A 12320-nucleotide genomic window follows, 5' to 3' on the forward strand; every position below is an offset into this window, starting at 1 on the left:
GTCTCGCTCGTGCGAGTGGCAGCAAAAAGGCAGACAGCCGTTCGTTGTTAGCGCTAACATCGCCAGTATCCGAGCGACGCCAATAGATCGTCAAATAATTAAAAATTACTTTTATATGCCTTTCAGGATGATCATTTCATGAGCAGCCCCCGCAAGCGCCGAGGCGCGGGACGCGTCACCCTCAGCGCCGTGGCCGAGCGCGTCGGCGTGTCCGCCATCACCGTGTCGCGCTACTTCAACCAGCCGGAGCAGGTCTCCGAGGAACTGCGCGGGCGCATCGAAACGGCGGTGGCCGAGCTGGGCTACGTGCCCAACCTTGTGGCCGGCGGCCTGGCCTCGGCGCGCGGACGCATCGTCGGCATGGTCATCCCCAACATCTCCGGGCCGATCTTCGCCAACACCATCCAGGGCTTCAGCGACACCCTGGCGCGCCACGGCTACCAGCTGCTGCTGGCCTCCAGCTACTTCTCCGAGGAGCAGGAAGAGAGCGCCGTGCGCGCCTTCCTCGGCTGGTCGCCGGCAGCCCTGGTGGTCACCAGCCATTTCCACAGCCCCGGCACCGAGAAGATGCTCGCCGAGGCGGACATCCCGGTCGTCGAGGTCTGGGACTACCAGCCCGAGCGCGCGCCGATGCAGGTGGGTTTCCTCCACCGCGACGTGGGCGTCGCCGCCGCCCGCTACCTGCTGGACAAGGGGCACACGCGCATCGCCTTCGTGCAGAACAGCGCCGCCGGCGACTTCAGCGCCCTGGACCGCCGCGACGGCTACGCCGACACCCTGCGCGAGGCCGGCCTCGAGCCCTGGGTCTTCGTGCCCAGCAGCGGCCTGGCGCCCTTCGAGGCCGGCAAGCAGGCCATGGAGGCGCTGATGAAGCGCTCGCCCCGGCCGGACGCGATCATCTTCGCCAACGACAACCTCGCCGCCGGCGGCCTGCTCGCCGGCCAGCGGGCGGGCCTGGACCTGCCGGGGGACTGCGCGGTGATGGGTTTTGGCGACTACCCGTTCGCCGAGATGCTGCTGCCCAGCCTCACCACCATCCGCCCGCCGGCGCTGGAGATCGGCGAGCGCGCCGCCACCCGGGTGCTGGAGGCGCTGGGCGTGCTGCCGGTGGAGGGCGAGGTGGAGCGCCTGAATCTGCTCGACTGCCAGGTCATCGCCCGGGAAAGCGCGTAGAATCCGCGCCCCCTCGCAACAAGCCCTGCCTCTTGCCATGAATCCCTCGACCCTTCTCTCCCTCCCCCTGCTCGCCCTGGCCCTTGGCGGCTTCGTCGTCGGCAGCAGCGAATTCATCATCATGGGCCTGCTGCCCGAGGTGGCCCAGGACCTTTCCGTGAGCCTCTCCGACGCCGGCCTGCTGGTCAGCGCCTACGCCATGGGCGTGGTCATCGGCGCGCCGCTGCTGGGCCCGCTGCTGGGGCGCCTGCCCCGGCGCCAGGCGCTGCTCTGGCTGATGGGCGCCTACGCCCTGGGCAACCTCGCCTGCGCCCTGGCCCCCAGCTACGAATGGCTGCTGGCGGCGCGCATGTTCACCGCCTTCAGCCATGCCGGCTTCTTCGGCTGCGCCACCCTGCTGGCCGCCGAGCTGGCACCGCCCCATCGCCGCGCCTCGGCCATGGCGCTGGTGCTCAGCGGGCTGACCATCGCCAACGTGCTCGGGGTGCCGGCCGGCGCCTGGCTGGGCCAGGCCACCAGTTGGCGGGTGACCTTCATGGTGGTGGCGGGCCTGGGCCTGCTGACGCTGCTGGCGCAGTTCCTCTGGCTGCCGGCCACGGCCAGGCCGCAGCCCAACGCCGCCGGTGCCTGGGACGGCATCTTCCGGCGGCCGGTGCTGCATGCGCTGGGGGTGTGCAGCCTGTCGTCGGTGGCGCTGTTCGGCGTGTTCACCTACATCAGCCCGCTGCTGCGCGATGTCTCCGGCTTCAGCCCGGAGCACGCCAACTTCGCCCTGCTGCTGTTCGGCATCGGCCTGACAATCGGCAACCTGCTGGGCGGGCGCCTGGCGGACAAGGGCTTGCGCTTCGCCCTGCCCGGGGCCTTCGCGGTGAGCGCCCTGTGCCTGGTGGGGCTGTTCGTCTTCGCCCAGGTGCCGGTGCTGGCGCTGGCCTGCCTGTTCCTCTGGGGCGTGGCGAGCTTCGCCATCTCCTCGCCGCTGCAGTTGCTGCTGGTGGAACAGGCCGGCGAATCCGCCAGCCTCGCCGCCACCCTCAGCCACGCGGCCTTCAACCTGGGCAACGCCAGCGGCGCCTTCGTCGGCGGCCTGTGGCTGAGCACCGGGATGGGCCTGGCCAACCTGCCGCTGATGGGCGTGGCCGTGCTGGTCGCCACCCTGCTGGTGTGCCTGCCCCTGCCGCGCCTGCGCGCCACCCGCGAGCGCCTCCAGGCGGCCGGGCAGATCCATTGATCCACCGTCCAGCTCCGAGCCGCGCGCCGAGCATCGGAGTGATGGGCTTCGCGTAGCTCAGCCCATCCTACGGGCGGTATGAGCCGCACCCGCATGATGCGACCGGGAGGGTTCGCGGTACGGAACATCGGGAGCTGCGGTATCGGTCCGGGCGGGCTAGGCTCTGGCCTTTCCCACGCGACAGGAGCACGGACATGGAAGCGGAACGCCAGGCCATCGAGGCGGTGGTACGGGATTACGTGGAAGGCATGGTGCGGGCGGACGCGACGCTGTTGCGCAGCGCCTTCCACCCCGACAGCCGCATCGTCGGGCACTTCGGCCCGGACCTGCAGTGGCTCTCGCCGGAGGCCTTCATCGCCGGCCTGCAGGCCAGGGGCCCGGTGGTGGCCGAGGGCGAAGCACCGGTGTGGCGGCTGGAGTCCCTGGACCTCACCGGCGACACCGCCCTGGCCAAGGTCACCGACGTCTACGCCGGCCTGGACTTCACCGATTACCTCTCGCTGCTGAAGATCGACGGCCGCTGGCGCATCGTGCACAAGCTGTTCCACCTGCACGGCTAGGGCCTGCCTCCGGGTGGGTCGCATCTCGTCGACCCACCCCTTGCCCCCTCGACGTCCTACCCCGCCAGCACCTCGGCGAACAGCTGCCGCAGGTTGTCCACATCGTTGGCCGCCAACTGGCGCAGCTGCTGGGCGAGCTGTGCATAACTCGGTGCGGGCGGCAGGTTGAGGTGGTGCGGCTGAATCTCCTCGCCGTCGCTCACCAGCAGGGCGAAGTGGATGCTGTTCTCCAACTCGCGGGTGTTGCCCGGCCAGGGGTAGCCCTCCAGCGCCGCCTGGGCCTGGGCGCCGATCAGCGGCAGCGGCAGGTCGAGGCGCTGGGCGTAGATGCCGAGGAAGTACTCGGCCAGCGGCAGGATGTCGTCGGGGCGCTCGCGCAGCGGCGGCAGTTCCACGCGCCCTTCGTTGAGGTACTGGTAGAGCCGCTCGTCGAACTTGCCGGCGCGCACCGCCTGGGCCAGGTCGATGCTGGTGGCGGCCACCAGGCGCACGTCCACCGGGGTCGGCTGCTGGGCGCCGACGCGGGTCACCTCGCGGCTTTCCAGGGCCGCCAGCAGGCGCGCCTGGAGCGGCAGCGGCAGGTCGCCGATCTCGTCCAGGTAGAGCGTCCCGCCGTTGGCCGAGCCGAACCAGCCGGCGCGGCTGCTGGCCGAACCGGCATGGGCGCCGGGGGCGTGGCCGAACAGCTCGGCCTCGGCATAGGCCTTGCTGATGGCGCCGCAGTTGACCGCGACGAACAGCCCCGGCCGCTCGCTGGCGCGGTGGATCTGCCGCGCCAGCAGCTCCTTGCCGGTGCCGGTCTCGCCCTGGATCAGCACCGGCACGGCGGCCGGTGCCAGGTGTTCGATTTCCTCCCGCAGGCGCCGCGAACGGGCGTCGACGAACACCAGCGCGCGGGCTCGGATGCTCAGCGGGCTGCGGTCAGCGTCGGCGAAGGTCAGCAGGGGTTGGCCATTGGCTGGCTGGCTCATGGACGAAATCTCCCGCCGGGGCCTGCGCGCTGGCAGGTCCCGGACGTCACGCGATGAATGGAGGCGCGCCCGGCTCAGGCGCGCTTGCGGGTCAGCTGCTCGATGCGCCCCTGCAGGCGGTAGAGGTAGGCGAAGCCCTGCTCCCAGCGCTGGTGGCCGGACTTCACGTTGATGTGCCCGGCACCCGCGAGGATGGCCGGCTCGGCGCCCCAGTGGCGGGCCAGTTCCAGCGCGCGCGGGGTGCTGGCGGCGTGGTCGTTGTCCGAACCCACCAGCAGCGTGGGGAAGGGCAGCGAGGCCTGGGGAATGGGGGCGAAACCGCGCAGCGGCTCGGGGCAGCCGGGGCGCTCGACATCGGCCGGTGCCACCAGCAGCGCGCCACGCACCCGGCGCAGTACGTCCGGGTCGGCCTGCCGGGCCCAGTGGGCGACGGTGACGCAGCCCAGGCTGTGGGCGATGAGGATCACCGGCGTGCGCTCGGCGTCGATGGCGCGCTCCAGCGCCGTCACCCAGACCTCTCGCTCGGGCAGGTCCCAGTCGGCCTGCTCGACGCGGCTGGCGTTGGGCAGGGTGCGTTGCCAATGGCTCTGCCAATGCTCGTCTGGCGAGCCCTGCCATCCCGGCAGGATCAGGTAGCGAATGGCCTGGCTGCGCATGGCGAGCCCTCCGTGCAATGTTTCGACGAAGGGGAGTCTAGGGGCTGCTCATATATCTGTTAAGGAATAAGAATTTATTTGCTTATGCATTATTAGCTTATTCACTAAAGGTCCCATCGGGTTCGCGGGCCCGAGCTTGTAGGATGGCCTCTTCGCTCCAGCCACCCGGACGCGGTGCCATGCAGATCGACGACGAACTCACCCTGAAGAAGCTGCAGACTTTCCTCGCCTTCATGCGCAGCGGCAACCTCTCCCGCGCGGCGGCGGAGCTGAACACCAGCAACGTCAGCGTGCACCGCGCCATCCACTCCCTGGAGAGCGCCCTGCGCTGCCCGCTGTTCAAGCACGAGGGGCGCAACCTGACGCCGCTGGAGAGCGCCTTCGTGCTGGAGGAGCGCGCGCAGAAGCTGGTGCAGGACGTGCTCGAGACGGTGCGCCTGACCCGTGAGGCGGCAGGCTTCTCGGCCGAGCGCTTCAAGCTCGGCTCGCTCTATTCGCTGACGGTGAAGACGGTGCCGCAGCTGATCATGGGGCTGAAGCTGCGGCGCAGCGAGCTGAACATCGACCTGATCCTCGGCTCCAACGTCGATCTTTTCTACAAGCTGAAGAACATGGAGCTGGACGCCATCCTGGTGTCCCTCGACGAGGGCGTGAGCGATGCCGATTGCGAGCAGCTGCCGCTGTTCTCCGACGACATCTTCCTCGCCGTGCCCACCGACTCGCCCTTCGCCGGCCAGCCCGAGGTGGACCTGGCGGACCTGGCCGACTCCACCTTCATCACCCTGACCCAGGGCTTCGCCACCCACCGCGACGGCGGCCGGGTGTTCGAGCAGGCGGGCTTCGAGCCGAAGGTGGCGATGCAGGTGAACGACATCTTCACCCTGCTCAGCATGGTCAGCTCCGGGGTCGGCTACGCCCTGCTGCCCGGGCGCATCGCCGCGGTGTACGAGAACCGGGTGAAGCTCATCCCGCTGCAGGCGCGCTACCGCCTGCAGCAGCACATCGGCGTGGTCTTCCTCAAGGCCAAGGAGCGCGACCCGAACCTGCTGGCGCTGCTGGCCGAGTGCCGGATGTACAGCCTGGCGCGCGGGGGGTGAAGGCGGCGCCGTCGGGCGACTGAAAGTGGCTCTGTCTGCGTTAGCTGTTGTGGTTTTAAAGCAAGGTACTTTCCGAGCATTCATGACTCCCTGTCACGCCCACCGCGTGGGTTTCGCTTCGCTTTACGCCACCCTACGCAAGTCACCGTGCCCCGAGCGTGATGCGCACATCGAGGAAGGTTCTGGCGAAGCCAGACCCGTACGGGACTCGCCCGGGTGGGCGAAACCAAGAGCCGCACCGGGACTCGGCAATCAGCCGGGCTCAAATCTTCCAGCGACACTTGACGCAGACAGGACCACTGAAGTCGCCCCTGCAGGGAACGCCGAGCGCCCCCTTAGAGCATCACCCACTGCAGCACCGCCAGCAGCGGCAGCAGCACGGCGCAGGACCAGAGCAGGTAGCCGAAGAAGCTCGGCATCTTCACCCCGCGCTGCTCGGCGATGGCCTTGACCATGAAGTTCGGGGCGTTGCCGACGTAGGTCATGGCGCCCATGAACACCGAGCTCATGGAGATCGCCAGCAGGGTCTGCGGCAACCGCTCCATCATCACCTGCGCATCGCCGGAGGCGAGGTTGAAGAACACCAGGTAGGTGGGCGCGTTGTCGAGGAAGCTGGAGAGCACCCCGGTCATCCAGAAATACATGGTGTCCAGCGGTTGGCCATCGGCACCGGTGACGGCGGCGACCACCGCTGCCAGGTGCCCGTCGCGGCCGGCGCGGAGGATGGCGATCAGCGGGGTGAGGGTGAGGAAGATGCCGGCGAACAGCTTGGCCACCTCGACGATCGGCCCCCAGTTGAATTCGTTGCCCCTGCGCGTCCAGCCGGGGGTCAGCCACAGCGACAACCCCGCCAGGGCCAGCAGCAGGCCGTCGCGCACCAGGTTCTGCAGCTCCACGCGGATGCCGGGCAGCTCGAAGCCGATGCCCGGCTTCCACACCCCCGAGAGCAGCACCGCACCGACCACGCCGGCCAGCAGCAGGAAGTTGAACTGCCCGTGAACGTGCAGCGGCGTATCGGGGGTGGGATCGACGAGAGCCAGTTCGTCCTCGCGGCTGAAGAGGTAGCGATCGAACACGTAGAAGATCGCCAGCAATGGCAGGGCCATGGCCAGCACCGGCAGGGCCATGTGCTTCAGGGTCCAGAAGAAGTCTACGCCCTTGAGGAAGCCGAGGAACAGCGGCGGGTCGCCCAGCGGCGTCAGCCCGCCGCCGACATTGGCCACCAGGAAGATGAAGAACACCACCACGTGGGCGTTGTGCCGGCGGTTGTCGTTGGCGCGCAGCAGCGGGCGGATCAGCAGCATGGCCGCGCCCGTGGTGCCCATCACCGAGGCCAGCAGCGTGCCCAGGGCGAGCAGCCGGGTGTTGAGCCAGGCCGAACCGTGCAGGTTGCCCTGCACCAGGATGCCGCCGGAGATGGTGAATAGCGCCAGCAGCAGCACGATGAAGGGCAGGTATTCGGCGAACAGCACGTGCATGCCCATGGCCAGGGTCGCGTGGGGGCCGAAGCGGGCGATGAAGGGCACCAGGAACAGCAGCGTCCAGCCGGCGGTGATCTTGCCGTAATGCTGGTGCCAGAAGTCACCGGCGATGATCGGCAGCAGCGCGATGCTCAGCAGGATGCCGGCGAACGGCAGCGCCCAGAGCAGGCCCAGGCTGGCGCCGTCGACCTCGGCGGCCTGGGCCAGGCCGGGCAGGAGCAGGAACGGGATGAGCAGGCGGGCTCGCAGTACGGGCATCGGGACGACCAGGCTGGGTGGGACGAAGACGGCGCGACGCCCCAGCGGGTCGTCGCGCCCCGACGAGAGCGGGGATGCTAAACCAAAGCGCAGCCCCGACCTAGCAGGCTGATGAAAAGCCAGATGCGCTGCCGCTGCGGCGTTGACAGCGCCCTCGATCAGCGGCCTGCCGGCACCGTCAGCCCATCAGAGCGCGCATGACGAAGAACAGCAGCGACGGGCCCAGCAGGCAGCCCAGGGCGGTGTAGAAGGCGGCGGTCAGGCAGCCGTAGGGCACCAGCTTGGGATCGGTGGCCGCCAGGCCCCCGGCCACGCCGCTGGAGGTGCCCATCAGGCCACCGAAGATCACCGCCGTGCGCGGGTTGTTGAGGCCGATGAAGGGCGCCACGAAGGGCGTCGCCACCATCACCAGGATGGCCTTCACCAGGCCGGCGGCGATGGACAGCGCCATCACCTCGGAGCTGGCGCCGATGGCCGCGCCGGTCACCGGGCCGACGATGTAGGTCACCGCCCCCGCGCCGATGGTGGTCAGGCTCACCGCGTCGGTGTAGCCGAAGGCCAGCGCCACGCCGACCCCGGCGACGAAGGAGGTGCCGATGCCCAGGAACAGCGCCACCACCCCGGACACGCCGGCGCGCTTGAGCTCCTCGATATTGACCCCGAAGGCCGTGGCGACGATGGCGAAGTCGCGCAGCATGGCGCCGCCGAGCAGGCCGATGCCGGACAGCAGCGGGATGTCCACCAGGCCTTTCTGCCCGCCGGTCATCACGCCGCCCACGTAGGACAGCGCCAGGCCGAGGAAGATGGCGATGGCCGAGCCGTGCAGGCGGCCCCGGGTGAGCCTGTCGGAGAGCCAGTAGGACAGCCACATGGTCACGCCGATGACGGCGAAGCCGCTGATCAGCCCGTAGCCGCCGATCACTTTCATCATGGATTCGTACATGGCGGTCACCGTTGCAGAGGCTTCAGGGCGTCAGCGGCGGGCGCCGCGTCGGGCTTCTTTTGGCCGAGGCGGTCCAGCACCGGAACCATGGCGAAGCCGAGGGCCACCGCCGCGACACCGGCGAGGATGGCCATGGGGCCGCCGGACAGCGCGCCGAGCACGTTCTGCTGGGCAGCCATGGCGACCACGATGGGGATGTAGATGGCGCTCCAGAATTCCACGCCCTGCTCGCTCTTGGCGCCCATCAGGCCGCGCTTGTGCAGGGTGCTGCCGATGAAGATGAGCAGCAGCATGGCGATGCCCACGCCACCGACGTTGGCGGGTACGCCCAGGAGCTTGCCCAGGAGTTCGCCGATGAACAGGCCGACAAGGGTGCACAGGGCCAGGAAGGCTACACCGTAGATGATCATTGTTGTTGTCCTCGCATTGGGTCGAAGTTGCTTGTTGTTGTCCTTCGAAGCGCACGGCGGTTATCGGGTCCGGCTCACCTCCCGACGCAACAGGGCGTCCAGCGTATCGCGGCGGGTGCCCTGGAAGGCGATCACCGTGCCTGGGTCGAAGATGCGCCGCGCCAGGCCGCTGAGCACGGCACCGGGGGGCAGTTCGATGTGCAGGCGCACGCCGCGCTCATAGGCGTTGCGCAGGGTGCCGTGCCAGTCGACCACGCGGCACATGTTGAAGGCGAGGTCGTCGCGCAGGCGCTCGGGGTCGTGGATCGGCCGCGCGCTGGTGCCGCTGAGGTAGCCGATCACCGGGCGGTGCATCCGTACGTCGGCGAAGGCGCTGGCCAGCTCGCGGGCCGGCGCCTCCAGCAACGGGCAATGGGACGGCACGCTGACCGCCAGGCGCTTCGCCAGGCCGGCCCCCAGGGCGCGGGCACGCGCGGCGACGGCGGCCATCGCCGCGTCGCTGCCGGCGATCACCTGCTGGTTGTCCGCGTTGATGTTGGCCAGGAACACCGGGCCTTCGGCCTCCGCGAGCAGCGCTTCCAGGGTGCCGAGGTCGAGCCCGCCGATGGCGGTCATGCCGTAGCCCTGTGGATAAGCCTGTTGCATCAGCTCGCCGCGCAGGGCCACCAGGCGCAGCGCATCGGTGAATGCCAGGGCACCGGCAACCACCGCCGCCCCGTAGGCGCCGATGGACAGGCCGGCCACATGCTCCGGCGCCGGGCTCTCCTGCAACAGAAGGCGCGCGCAGGCGACCCCGGTGATCAGCAGGCACAGCTGCACCGCGCGGGTGCCTTGCAGCGCCTTGGCCGAGTCCAGCGCCAGCACGTCTTCGCCCAGCGCCGCGCTGGCCTCGTCGAGGCAGGCACGTGCTTCGGGTGGCAGCTGGTGGAGCATGCCCACCTGCTGCGCGCCCTGGCCGGGGAAGGCGAAGAGGCTGCTCACGCCGCGTGCTCCAGGGCCTGCCAGGGGTTATCCACAAGGCGCGCGCCCTCTGCGCACTTGAGCAGCACGCGGCGGGAATCGCCGGCCCATTCGCGCAGGGCGATGGCGCCGAACGGGGTTTCCAGTTGCAGGTCGATGCGGCAGCAGGCGCGGTCGAGCAGCGCCAGCAGCTCACGGGCGCGCGGGCGCTCGAAGGGCTCGGGGGTGCGCAGCAGCAGGTCGAGATCGCTTTCGGCATGCAGCACCGGCACGCCGGTGGCCAGCTCGAAACCGACGCTGCCGGTGGGGCCCCAGGCGAGGCCGGTGGCCTCCAGCAGTGGCGCCACCTCGACCAGCGCGCGCAGCGCCGGCCAGTGCCCGGCGGTGCGCGGACGCAGCTGCTGCGGGCTGATGCTGCGCTGGATGGCGGCAAGGGGCATCAGCGTGGCGAAGCGCTGTTCGCGGCTGGCGCCACGCACCCCCACGGCGACCCAACCCGGCTCGCACAGGGCGCGGCGCACCACCACCGGCTGGCCGGCGGCGAGCACCTGCCGCGCCCAGGCCGGGGCCTCGGCGGGCAGTTGCTCCGGGGCGAGGCCCCAGAGGAGATCGTGAGGATGATTGGCCTTCATGGTCCGCTCCTGTGCGAGGGCCTTACCACTGCGCCCGCAGCATCGCCCGCACCTTCGTCGAGGCCGCGCGGTTCTCGGCGCCGAGGCGCCCGCGCAGGTCGGTGCTGGTGCCGATATCCGCCACCGCGCGCACCAGGCAATCGCGCACCCGGGCGACATCGACGGCAGCGGGCTGCTCGACGTTATCCACAGCCAGGCGCTCCCAGAGCAGGCCGAGGGAGGCGTAGTTGCCCAGGTCGTAAGCCATGGGCGGGATGGTCGCGGCGAGGGCTTCCAGCTCGTCGACGCTGCGCAGGGTGATGCGCGCGGCAGCGGCCTTGCCCATGGCGTGGACCATCACCCCGGCGTCGTCCAGGGCGATCAGCCGCTGGGCCTGGTAGCCGTGGGCGAGGAAGGCGCCGGACATGGCCTTGCCCACCAGCAGCCCGATCACCGGGTGCCCGGCGAGGCGGGCGCGGGCATAGGCGTCCACCGCGCCGGCCAGGGCCTGGTGTATCCCCAAGGCTTCTTCGCGGCGGCCGTAGGCCTGGCTGGGCACGTCCACCACGGCCACCAGCACGCGCTTGGTGCCGCGCCCGGCGTCGGCCTCGATGGCGTCATCCACCGCCTTGGCCAGGCCCCAGCCTTCCAGCAGGCCCACCTCGCCGTTGCGGGCGCGGGGGAAGGGGTTGGCGGCATCCGCGACCACGGCGATGAAGCGCGCGGCGCGGCTGCCCACCTCGCCGTCGATCACCTTCACCGAGGCCGGATAGCCGGCCTGCTCATCGGCCCCGGCGAGGGCGTGCAACCAGTTCATTCCACGGCTCATGGCTGTTCTCCGGCGTAGAGGGCGCGCACGGCGGCGGCGTCCAGGTGTGCGCAGTCATCGCCCAGGCGCGCCAGGCGTTCGAGGAACCAGGCGTGGCGGCGGCTGCGCGGCAGCGTCTGCTCCGGGCTGGCGAGCAACGCGCGCACGGCTTCGCGGATGGCGTCTATATCGTCGGCGACATAGCCATCCACCAGGTGGCTGGCCATGCGCTGCTCGCCACCGGTGAGGCTCCAGATGAAGGGCCGGTCGCGGGAGTCGTATTCCTCGATGCCGGCTTCCTGCTCGATCACCTGCGGGCCGTTGAGGCCCAGGCGCGCCTCGCGGGTGACCAGCAGGTGGCTGCACAGCCCGGCGGCGATGGACATGCCACCGAAGCAGCCCACCGGCCCGGCCACCAGGCCGACCACCGGCTGGTACTGGCGCAGCTCGACGATGGCGGCCTGGATCTCGGCGATGGCGGCGAGCCCCAGGTTGGCCTCCTGCAGGCGCACACCACCGGTTTCCAGCAGCAGCACGGCGCAGGTGGGAATGCCCTGGCGGTTGTCCTCGGCGGCCAGCTCCAGCAGGCCGGCGATCTTGGCGCCGCCCACCTCGCCCAGGCTGCCGCCCTGGAAGGCGCCCTCGATGGCGGCGATCACTGCCGGCTGGCCATTGATGCTGCCCTTGGCCACCACCACGCCGTCGTCGGCCTGGGGCACGATGCCCTGGCGCGGCAGCCAGGGGGAGACCAGCCGCTCGAAGGGCCCCACCAGCTCGCGGAACGAGCCCGGGTCGAGCAATTTGCGGGCGCGCTGGCGGGCGCCCAGTTCGACGAAGCTGCGGGTGGCCAAAAGGCGTGCGTGGTCAGTCATGGGTCACCTCCTCCAGGGCCTGCTCCAGGCGCAGGCGCACCACGCCGGGGGTGGCGCCGAAATCGTGGATGTCGATGCACAGGGCCGGCAGCGACTGGCCGGCGAACATGCGCTCGAACAGGTGCCGCCAGCGGGCTTCGCTGCCGTTCACCGAGGTCACCACCTGGATCGACAACTTGCCGGCGAGGCCGGGCTCCAGCAGCACTTCCAGGTCGCCGGAGCCGACGCAGCCCACCAGCGCGCGGCCAAAGGCGGGTTGCCCGGCGGGGAATTCGAAAGACAGGGTTTCCAT

General features: G+C 70.0%; 14 protein-coding genes. 4 read left to right on the forward strand and 10 right to left on the reverse strand.

Annotation, left to right across the window (positions count from 1 at the left end; genetic code table 11):
• Nucleotides 1-138: 138 nt before the first annotated feature.
• From DMX10_RS21670 to DMX10_RS21680, 3 genes are all read left to right on the forward strand, one after another.
• Entirely contained in the window at nt 139-1173 is a 1035-nt protein-coding gene (locus DMX10_RS21670; RefSeq protein ID WP_111263009.1) for a LacI family DNA-binding transcriptional regulator, read from the forward strand.
• Between the two features lie 37 nt (nt 1174-1210).
• On the forward strand, nt 1211-2401 hold the full coding sequence (locus DMX10_RS21675) for an MFS transporter (RefSeq protein WP_111263010.1): 1191 nt from the start codon (nt 1211-1213) through the stop codon (nt 2399-2401).
• 194 nt (nt 2402-2595) lie between these two features.
• A complete protein-coding gene (locus tag DMX10_RS21680; RefSeq protein ID WP_021221763.1) occupies nt 2596-2961 on the forward strand; it encodes a nuclear transport factor 2 family protein in 366 nt (121 codons plus the stop codon).
• Nucleotides 2962-3017: 56 nt separating this feature from the next.
• Here the strand turns inward: DMX10_RS21680 and DMX10_RS21685 are convergent, their stop codons facing one another.
• Both DMX10_RS21685 and DMX10_RS21690 read right to left on the reverse strand, forming a co-directional pair.
• Nucleotides 3018-3932: a sigma 54-interacting transcriptional regulator gene (locus tag DMX10_RS21685; RefSeq protein WP_111263011.1), complete on the reverse strand. Its 915-nt coding sequence runs from the start codon at nt 3930-3932 to the stop codon at nt 3018-3020.
• Nucleotides 3933-4006: 74 nt separating this feature from the next.
• Complete coding sequence (locus tag DMX10_RS21690; protein WP_111263012.1) at nt 4007-4588, reverse strand: alpha/beta hydrolase; 582 nt, start codon at nt 4586-4588, stop codon at nt 4007-4009.
• A 179-nt stretch (nt 4589-4767) separates the two neighbouring features.
• Here DMX10_RS21690 and DMX10_RS21695 point away from each other — a divergent pair, with 179 nt between their 5' ends.
• Nucleotides 4768-5685, forward strand: coding sequence for a LysR substrate-binding domain-containing protein (locus DMX10_RS21695; protein ID WP_111263013.1), 918 nt, complete (start codon nt 4768-4770; stop codon nt 5683-5685).
• Nucleotides 5686-6020: 335 nt separating this feature from the next.
• On the opposite strand, the gene DMX10_RS21700 is transcribed toward DMX10_RS21695, so the two are convergent.
• The 8 genes from DMX10_RS21700 to DMX10_RS21735 form a co-directional block, all read right to left on the reverse strand.
• The gene (locus DMX10_RS21700) at nt 6021-7424 is read right to left on the reverse strand and encodes a sodium:proton antiporter (protein WP_111263014.1); all 1404 of its coding nucleotides are present in this window, start codon (nt 7422-7424) and stop codon (nt 6021-6023) included.
• A gap of 178 nt (nt 7425-7602) precedes the next feature.
• On the reverse strand, nt 7603-8367 hold the full coding sequence (gene madM / locus DMX10_RS21705; RefSeq protein WP_111263015.1) for a malonate transporter subunit MadM: 765 nt from the start codon (nt 8365-8367) through the stop codon (nt 7603-7605).
• 5 nt (nt 8368-8372) lie between these two features.
• A complete protein-coding gene (madL, locus tag DMX10_RS21710; RefSeq protein WP_111263016.1) occupies nt 8373-8777 on the reverse strand; it encodes a malonate transporter subunit MadL in 405 nt (134 codons plus the stop codon).
• 60 nt (nt 8778-8837) lie between these two features.
• Entirely contained in the window at nt 8838-9758 is a 921-nt protein-coding gene (gene mdcH / locus DMX10_RS21715; protein ID WP_111263017.1) for a malonate decarboxylase subunit epsilon, read from the reverse strand.
• Nucleotides 9755-10369, reverse strand: a complete 615-nt coding sequence (locus tag DMX10_RS21720) for a malonate decarboxylase holo-ACP synthase (RefSeq protein ID WP_111263018.1) — start codon at nt 10367-10369, stop codon at nt 9755-9757. The genes mdcH and DMX10_RS21720 overlap by 4 nt, the downstream gene beginning before the upstream one ends.
• Before the next feature lie 22 nt (nt 10370-10391).
• Nucleotides 10392-11177, reverse strand: coding sequence for a biotin-independent malonate decarboxylase subunit gamma (gene mdcE / locus DMX10_RS21725; RefSeq protein WP_111263019.1), 786 nt, complete (start codon nt 11175-11177; stop codon nt 10392-10394).
• A complete protein-coding gene (locus tag DMX10_RS21730; RefSeq protein WP_111263020.1) occupies nt 11174-12028 on the reverse strand; it encodes a biotin-independent malonate decarboxylase subunit beta in 855 nt (284 codons plus the stop codon). Before DMX10_RS21730 ends, mdcE begins: the two co-directional genes overlap by 4 nt.
• Nucleotides 12021-12320 carry a malonate decarboxylase subunit delta gene (locus DMX10_RS21735; RefSeq protein WP_111263021.1) on the reverse strand — a complete coding sequence of 100 codons (300 nt, stop codon included), beginning with the start codon at nt 12318-12320 and terminating at the stop codon, nt 12021-12023. The genes DMX10_RS21730 and DMX10_RS21735 overlap by 8 nt, the downstream gene beginning before the upstream one ends.

Source organism: Pseudomonas sp. 57B-090624 (assembly GCF_003234055.1).
Classification (GTDB): Bacteria; Pseudomonadota; Gammaproteobacteria; order Pseudomonadales; family Pseudomonadaceae; genus Metapseudomonas; species Metapseudomonas tohonis.